Source organism: Streptomyces murinus (assembly GCF_002154555.1).
In the GTDB taxonomy this organism is placed as follows: Bacteria; Actinomycetota; Actinomycetes; order Streptomycetales; family Streptomycetaceae; genus Streptomyces; species Streptomyces murinus.
Genome location: NZ_MUNF01000420.1, coordinates 1 through 6,727, shown reverse-complemented (window position 1 = coordinate 6,727; position 6,727 = coordinate 1). Strand labels below are relative to the sequence as shown.

The 6,727-nt window shown below is 71.1% G+C and carries 6 protein-coding genes and 1 pseudogene; 2 read left to right on the top strand and 5 right to left on the bottom strand.

Annotated features, from left to right (window positions below; all coding sequences use genetic code 11):
* On the top strand, nucleotides 1-298 hold a 298-nt coding region (locus tag CCN72_RS24660), incomplete at its 5' end, for a WYL domain-containing protein (RefSeq protein WP_143664189.1).
* A 6-nt stretch (nucleotides 299-304) separates the two neighbouring features.
* Here the strand turns inward: CCN72_RS24660 and argS are convergent.
* Nucleotides 305-2,086: an arginine--tRNA ligase gene (gene argS, locus CCN72_RS24655; protein ID WP_086809698.1), complete on the bottom strand. Its 1,782-nt coding sequence runs from the start codon at nucleotides 2,084-2,086 to the stop codon at nucleotides 305-307.
* A 210-nt stretch (nucleotides 2,087-2,296) separates the two neighbouring features.
* Here argS and lysS point away from each other — a divergent pair, with 210 nt between their 5' ends.
* Nucleotides 2,297-4,060 carry a lysine--tRNA ligase gene (gene lysS / locus CCN72_RS24650; RefSeq protein WP_086809695.1) on the top strand — a complete coding sequence of 588 codons (1,764 nt, stop codon included), beginning with the start codon at nucleotides 2,297-2,299 and terminating at the stop codon, nucleotides 4,058-4,060.
* Between the two features lie 88 nt (nucleotides 4,061-4,148).
* On the opposite strand, the gene CCN72_RS24645 is transcribed toward lysS, so the two are convergent.
* From CCN72_RS24645 to CCN72_RS24630, 4 genes and pseudogenes are all read right to left on the bottom strand, one after another.
* Complete coding sequence (locus tag CCN72_RS24645) at nucleotides 4,149-5,012, bottom strand: MauE/DoxX family redox-associated membrane protein (protein WP_086809693.1); 864 nt, start codon at nucleotides 5,010-5,012, stop codon at nucleotides 4,149-4,151.
* Nucleotides 5,013-5,030: 18 nt separating this feature from the next.
* Nucleotides 5,031-5,639 carry a cell wall protein gene (locus CCN72_RS24640; protein WP_086809688.1) on the bottom strand — a complete coding sequence of 203 codons (609 nt, stop codon included), beginning with the start codon at nucleotides 5,637-5,639 and terminating at the stop codon, nucleotides 5,031-5,033.
* Nucleotides 5,640-5,652: 13 nt separating this feature from the next.
* On the bottom strand, nucleotides 5,653-6,075 hold the full coding sequence (locus CCN72_RS24635) for an RlpA-like double-psi beta-barrel domain-containing protein (RefSeq protein WP_037663441.1): 423 nt from the start codon (nucleotides 6,073-6,075) through the stop codon (nucleotides 5,653-5,655).
* 180 nt (nucleotides 6,076-6,255) lie between these two features.
* Nucleotides 6,256-6,727 (bottom strand): annotated as a pseudogene (locus CCN72_RS24630) (DUF2637 domain-containing protein); the annotation flags it as partial.

Here is a 6,727-nt window from a genome sequence, read left to right as displayed (position 1 = left end):
GTCCGCCACCGTCCGCCTCCCTCTCCCCCTCGACCAGGCCCTCCGCCTCGTCCCCGCGACCGTCGGCACCCACCGCCCGGACGGCCCCGACGCGACCTTGGTCGACATCGGGGGCGTCGACACGGACGGCCTGGCCCGCTATCTGCTCGGGCTGGGGACACCGCTGCGGGTGCTGGCACCGGACGAGGTACGGGAGGCCCTGGTACGGCGGGCGCGAGAGGTGGCGCAGCAGAACGCCGGCGGCTCCGGTGCGGAGGCCGCCGGCGAACCGGTCACCAAGGCCCACCCGGGGCCCTGATCGGGGTCAGAGCTTGTCCGGGGTCCTGATGCCCAGCAGGGACATGCCCCGGTGCAGGGTGCGGGCCGTGAGGTCGACCAGGAAGAGGCGGTTCTCGATCTGGGCGGGGGACTCGGCCTTCAGGACCGGGCACTGGTCGTAGAAGGTCGTCAGGTGCGAGGCCAGCTGGTACAGGTAGGCGGCCAGCTTGTGCGGCTCGTAGGAGGCGGCCACCTCCAGGACCGTCTCGGCGAACTGGTCCAGGTGCAGGCCAAGGGCGCGCTCCGCCGGGGCCAGTGCCAGCTCCGGGTGGGCGGCGGGGCGGGCCTCGCCGGCCTTGCGGAGGATGGACTGGATACGGGCGTAGGCGTACTGGAGGTAGACGGAGGTGTCGCCGTTCAGCGAGACCATCTGGTCCAGGTCGAACTTGTAGTCCCGCACCGCCGACGTGGACAGGTCGGCGTACTTGACCGCGCCGATGCCCACGTACCGGCCGTTCTCCTCGATCTCCTGCTCGGTCAGGCCCACCTTCTCGGCCTTGTCCCGGACCACGGCCGTCGCCCGGTCGACCGCCTCGTCCAGCAGGTCCTGGAGCTTGACCGTCTCGCCCGCACGGGTCTTGAACGGCTTGCCGTCCTTGCCCAGCACGGTGCCGAAGGCCAGCTGGACGGCCGTCACGTCGTCGTTCAGCCAGCCGGCGCGGCGGGCCGTCTCGAAGACCATGCGGAAGTGCAGGGCCTGGCGGGCGTCCACCACGTACAGCAGCGTGCTCGCCTTGAGGTTGAAGACGCGGTCGCGGATGGCGGAGAGGTCGGTGGCCGCGTAGCCGTAGCCGCCGTCGGACTTCTGGACGATCAGCGGGACCGGATTGCCCTCCGGGCCCAAGATGTCGTCGAAGAAGACGCAGAGCGCGCCCTCGGAGCGGACCGCGACACCGGACTCCTCCAGGAGGCGGCAGGTCTCGGCCAGCATGTCGTTGTACCCGGACTCGCCGACGATGTCGGGGTCGCGGACCTCCATGTCCAGCTTCTCGAAGACGGAGAAGAAGTAGATCTTCGACTCGTCCACGAACTTCTGCCAGACGGCGAGCGTGTGCGGGTCGCCGGCCTGGAGGTCGACCACCCGGCGGCGGGCGCGGGTCTTGAACTCCTCGTCGGAGTCGAAGAGCTTGCGCGCCGTCTTGTAGAGGCGGTCCAGGTTGGACATCGCCTCCTCGCCGGAGGCCGCGGTGTCCTCGGTGGACGTCTTGTGGTCCAGCTCGTGGGGGTGCTCGTCCAGGTACTGGATGAGCATGCCGAACTGGGTGCCCCAGTCGCCGATGTGGTGGCGGCGGACCACGGTCTCGCCGGTGAACTCCAGCAGCTGGACGACCGAGTCGCCGATCACCGCGGAGCGCAGATGGCCGACGTGCATCTCCTTGGCCACGTTCGGCTGGGCGTAGTCGATCACCGTGGTGCCCGGGTGCGCGGCGTACGGCACTCCGAGGCGGCCGGTCTCGTCCGCGTACCGCGCGGCGAGGTTGTCGGTGATCGCCCGGTCGGAGACGGTGATGTTCAGGAAGCCGGGGCCGGAGACCTCGATGTCCTGGATCACCGCACCGGTGGCCACCTGGGAGACGACCTGCGTGGCCAGCTCCCGCGGGTTCGCCTTCGCCTTCTTGGCGAGGGCCAGGATCCCGTTGGCCTGGTAGTCGGCCCGGTCGCTTCGTCGCAGCAGCGGGTCCGCGCCGGCGGCCTCCGGCAGGGTGGCCGAGAGGGCGGACGCGAGCTGCTGCTGGACGGAGTCGCTGAGGGACGTGACCGAGGCCATAGGTGAGGTGCCGTTCTCCTCGTGGGGATGGATCGTCACGCCCAGTATCCCACGCGGCCCCAAACGAATTTTCCGGTCCGCGGGTGAACGCGCGTCCCGGGAAGCGCGTCCCACGCGTTGAAAAGGCGTTTTCGCGGAAGTGGTCCCGCCTGGGACAATGGAGCGGTCAGCCGTGCGACCGCTACGGCTGCCCGATGGAGAAAGAAGGACGTGCCGATCGTGGCTCAGAGCACCGAGACCACCGACTGGGTCTCCCGTTTCGCGGATGAGGTCATCGAGGAGTCGGAGCGCCGGGCCCCGGGCAAAGCGACATCACTCGCTACCGCTCCGGTGGTCGTCGTCGCGTCCGGCCTCTCCCCGTCGGGCCCCATCCACCTCGGCAACCTGCGCGAGGTCATGACCCCGCACCTGGTCGCCGACGAGATCCGCCGCCGCGGGTACCAGGTCCGGCACCTGATCTCCTGGGACGACTACGACCGCTACCGCAAGGTCCCCGCGGGCATCGCGGGCGTGGACGAGTCCTGGGCCGAGCACATCGGCAAGCCGCTGACCTCGGTGCCGGCTCCGAAGGGCTCGTCGTACCCGAACTGGGCGGAGCACTTCAAGGCCGCGATGGTCGAGTCGCTGGCCGAGATGGGCGTCGAGTTCGACGGCATCAGCCAGACCGCGCAGTACACCTCGGGCGTCTACCGCGAGCAGATCCTGCACGCGATGAAGCACCGCGGCGACATCGACGCGATTCTCGCCCAGTACCGCACCAAGCCCAAGGTCAAGAAGCAGCAGCAGAAGGCCGTGGACGACGCCGAGCTGGAGGCCGAGGAGGGCTCCGGCGCGGCCGCCGAGGACGACGGCTCCGCGGGCGGCGCCGGGTACTTCCCGTACAAGCCGTACTGCGGCGGCTGCGGCAAGGACCTGACGACGGTCACCTCGTACGACGACGACACCACCGAGCTGTCGTACGTCTGCAAGGAGTGCGGCTTCACCGAGACCGTGCGGCTGAGCGAGTTCAACCGCGGCAAGCTGGTCTGGAAGGTCGACTGGCCGATGCGCTGGGCCTACGAGGGCGTGGTCTTCGAGCCGAGCGGTGTCGACCACTCGTCCCCGGGCTCGTCCTTCCAGGTCGGCGGGCAGATCGTCGGCATCTTCGGCGGCACGCAGCCCATCGGCCCGATGTACGCGTTCGTCGGCATCTCCGGCATGGCCAAGATGTCCTCCTCGCGCGGTGGCGTGCCCACCCCGGGCGACGCGCTGAAGATCATGGAGCCGCAGCTGCTGCGCTGGCTGTACGCCCGCCGCCGGCCCAACCAGTCCTTCAAGATCGCCTTCGACCAGGAGATCCAGCGGCTCTACGACGAGTGGGACAAGCTCGCCGCCAAGGTCGCCGACGGTTCGGCGCTGCCCGGTGACGTGGCCGCGTACACCCGCGCGATCGGCACCGCCGCCGCCGAGCTGCCGAGGACGCCGCGCCCGCTGCCGTACCGCACGCTCGCGTCCGTCGCCGACATCACGGCCGGGCACGAGGACCAGGCCCTGCGGATCCTCTCCGAGCTGGACCCGGAGCGCCCGCTGTCCTCGCTGGCGGAGGCCCGGCCGCGCTACGACAAGGCCGAGGCCTGGATCAACACGCATGTGCCCGCCGACCAGCGGACCATCGTGCGTGAGGAGCCGGACGCCGAGCTGCTGAAGTCGCTGGACGAGGCGTCCCAGCGGTCGCTGCGGCTGCTGCTCGACGGCCTCGCCGAGCACTGGTCGCTGGACGGCCTGACGCACCTCGTCTACGGGGTGCCGAAGGTGCAGGCCGGGTTCTCGGCGGACGCCACGCCCAAGGAGCTGCCGCCGGAGATCAAGACCGCCCAGCGGACGTTCTTCGCGCTGCTCTACCAGCTGCTGGTGGGCCGCGACACCGGTCCCCGGCTGCCCACGCTGCTGCTCGCGGTGGGCCAGGAGCGGGTGCGGGCGCTGCTCGGGCAGTGACGTAGGCACAACAGGAGCCAGTGACGTAGGCACAACAGGACAGGGGCCCTCCAGCCGGAGGGCCCCTGTCCTGTTGTGCCTCTCCCCGTCAGGCGAGCAGGTCCACCGGGACCGGTTCGTCGGTCCGGTCGTCGATCAGGGTGACCCGGACCGCCGGTCTGTCGGTGGTGTCCTTCGTCGCGCGCGGGTCCAGCGCGAACAGCACGGTGACCGGGCGGGCCGTGTCATCGGCGCCGTGCACCCCCGCGAACTGGAGGAAGCGCCAGCCGTCGGCCTCCCAGTGGTCGATCAGCCCGGAGCGGACGACGGGCGCGGCGGCGACCCAGGCCAGCGAGCGCTCCAGCAGCTCGACGGAGGCGGCCACCGGCACCTCCTCGTCCGGGCCGGTGCCGAGCGGATGGCCGAGGATCCGCAGCCGGGTCCTGCGCAGCGGGACCAGCCACAGCTGGTCCAGATCGCTGGAGAACGCGGCCAGCACGGTCGTGGCGACGAGGAGGAAGGCGAGCGATGCCACCGGGTGCCGGGCGGTCTGGGTCCACCAGGCGGCCTGGGCCCCGGCGGCCGCGGCGCCGCCCACCACGACCAGGCCCGCGCGGACGAACGCCCGCCAGGTGATCGGGCCGTCGCCGCGGGCGGTGCAGCCGCAGGACGACTCCGGGGCGGTGGCGCGGGCGTACCCGAGGTAGCCGAGGAAGCCGAGGCCGAGGACGGCGGCGGCGATCCCGGGGACGACGGTGGTCGGCGCGGCCAACAGGCCCGCGGCCACGACGAGTTCCACCGCGCCGGTGGCCCGCAGGACCCGGGTGGCGCGGCGGCCGTCGTTCAGGACGCGGATCAGCACGGTGCCGGCCGCCTGCCCGGCGGCCTGCCTTCCGAACGCCTTGCCCGCGCCGGTGGCGGCGAGCAGGACGCCGAGCAGCAGGCTCGCGAGGTTCGTGGTGAGCGATGCCATCGGAAGATTCCCCTCGGCTCAGTGCCCGACGCTGATGCGGGCGATGTCCACGCTGTCGTCCGCGGGCCGCCAGGCGCCGAGCACCTGGGCGTGGTGCCCGATCTTGAGCTGGGAGAGGTTGGAGGTGAGGGCGCCGCCGCGGAAGGAGGCGGTGGTGCGCTTCGCCACGATGTGGCCGACCAGGGCGTTGCGGCCGTGGCTCAGATGCAGCCGGGAGCGCTCGATGCCGCGGACGGTGACATAGAGGTTGACGATGTTCACCCAGACCGCGTCGGCGGCCACGCTGCCGTCGGGCATCTCGACGCCCCGCGCGTACAGGCCGTCGCCGGTCTCGATGGCCTCGGCGGTGACGGTCTCCAGCTTCCAGACGCTGGTGGCGTTGGTGAGCTGGACGAGCCGGTGGGTGCCGTCGGGCTCGACGACGTCGAGGGTGCTGCCCTTGATCCGGCTGACCCGGCCGTCGATGAACGACGACCGGGAGACCGCCGGGTCCAGGGAGGGCATGGGGGCGGCGAAGGCGGCGTCCGCGTCCAGGCCGCCGAGTGCGGAGGCGCCCACGATGGTGGCGCCGCCGAGGGCGGCGCTGGTCAGGAGGGAGCGGCGGTCGATGCCGTGGCGTCCGGTCATGGCGGTGTCCTCCTCACTCGTAGATGTAGACGGGAAGCAGGCCGGAGCTGAGGCTGCCGATGGCCGAGAAAGCCGCCGGGGTCAGGTCGATCACCCGGTGGGTACGGCAGGAGCCGTTGCAGCAGGTCTGCTCGCTGCACCACATCTGGGTGTTGGGGCCGCAGTCGGCGAGGGTGACGCAGACGGCGGCGCCGGAGCACTGGTGCTTGACGTTCACGACCGAACCGCAGCCGCGTCTGGGCATGTTCTCGCCGCAGGCCGCGGGGTTGGTGACGTTCCAGCAGGCCGCCGTGAGGTTGGGCCAGGCGGCCATGTTCTTGCCGGACTGGCAGGTGCCGCAGGCGCCGGTGCCGGTGCTGCCACAGGGGCCCCAGGAACTGCCGCAGCAGAACCAGGAGGTCTCGCCCGCCCACAGGCTGGTGGATCCGCAAGCCATTGCTGTTTCCCTTCGTCGAACGGTTCGAATTGACCGGTGCATGACAAAAGAGAGGCGAAAGTACGGTGCGGGATGGTGCGTTGGCGCAAGCCATGATGCTCGTTGCTACGCGCGTTGGCCAGGGGGTGTACCGGGCCGGGAGTGTTTCGTGGGCCGCTCCGGGGAACGGCCCACGAGGCGTCAGGCGATGTGGTCCTCCTCCAACTCCGCCGAGTGGCGCTGCTGGAAGCGGGCGGCGAGGGACTTCAGCTCGGCCGGGCTGAGCTGGGTGCCGTACGTCGCCTGGATGTTCTCGCCCAGGATGTGGGCGGTGGGGTAACTGCCGTCTATCGACTGCCGGAACACCTGGTAGAAGGCGTCCTCGTCCGGTTCGGTGCCGGGGATGCCGCCGCCCCCGCCCAGTTCGCGGGTGCGGTTGGGGCCGACCGGGATGGGGAAGCTGCCGGTCTCCTCGGGGGAGGGCTGCTGGAACCGCTCCGGGGGCTGGCCCTCGTACCAGTCCTCGTACTGCTCCTCCGGGTCGTACTGGGGGTCCGGGGGCGGCTCGAAGGAGGGGTCGTACCCGCCGTGGTACTCGACCTCCCGAGGCGACTGGAACCAGGGGCTCTGCTCGTCCTGCGGGGGGCCTTGGGGGTCCTGGGGGCCCTGAGGG

Bases quoted from the DNA above. Each gene is read 5' to 3' on its own strand.
- argS (WP_086809698.1), bottom strand. From the start codon at position 2,086: ATGGCCTCGGTCACGTCCCTCAGCGACTCCGTCCAGCAGCAGCTCGCG.
- CCN72_RS24645 (WP_086809693.1), bottom strand. From the start codon at position 5,012: ATGGCATCGCTCACCACGAACCTCGCGAGCCTGCTGCTCGGCGTCCTG.
- CCN72_RS24640 (WP_086809688.1), bottom strand. From the start codon at position 5,639: ATGACCGGACGCCACGGCATCGACCGCCGCTCCCTCCTGACCAGCGCC.
- CCN72_RS24635 (WP_037663441.1), bottom strand. From the start codon at position 6,075: ATGGCTTGCGGATCCACCAGCCTGTGGGCGGGCGAGACCTCCTGGTTC.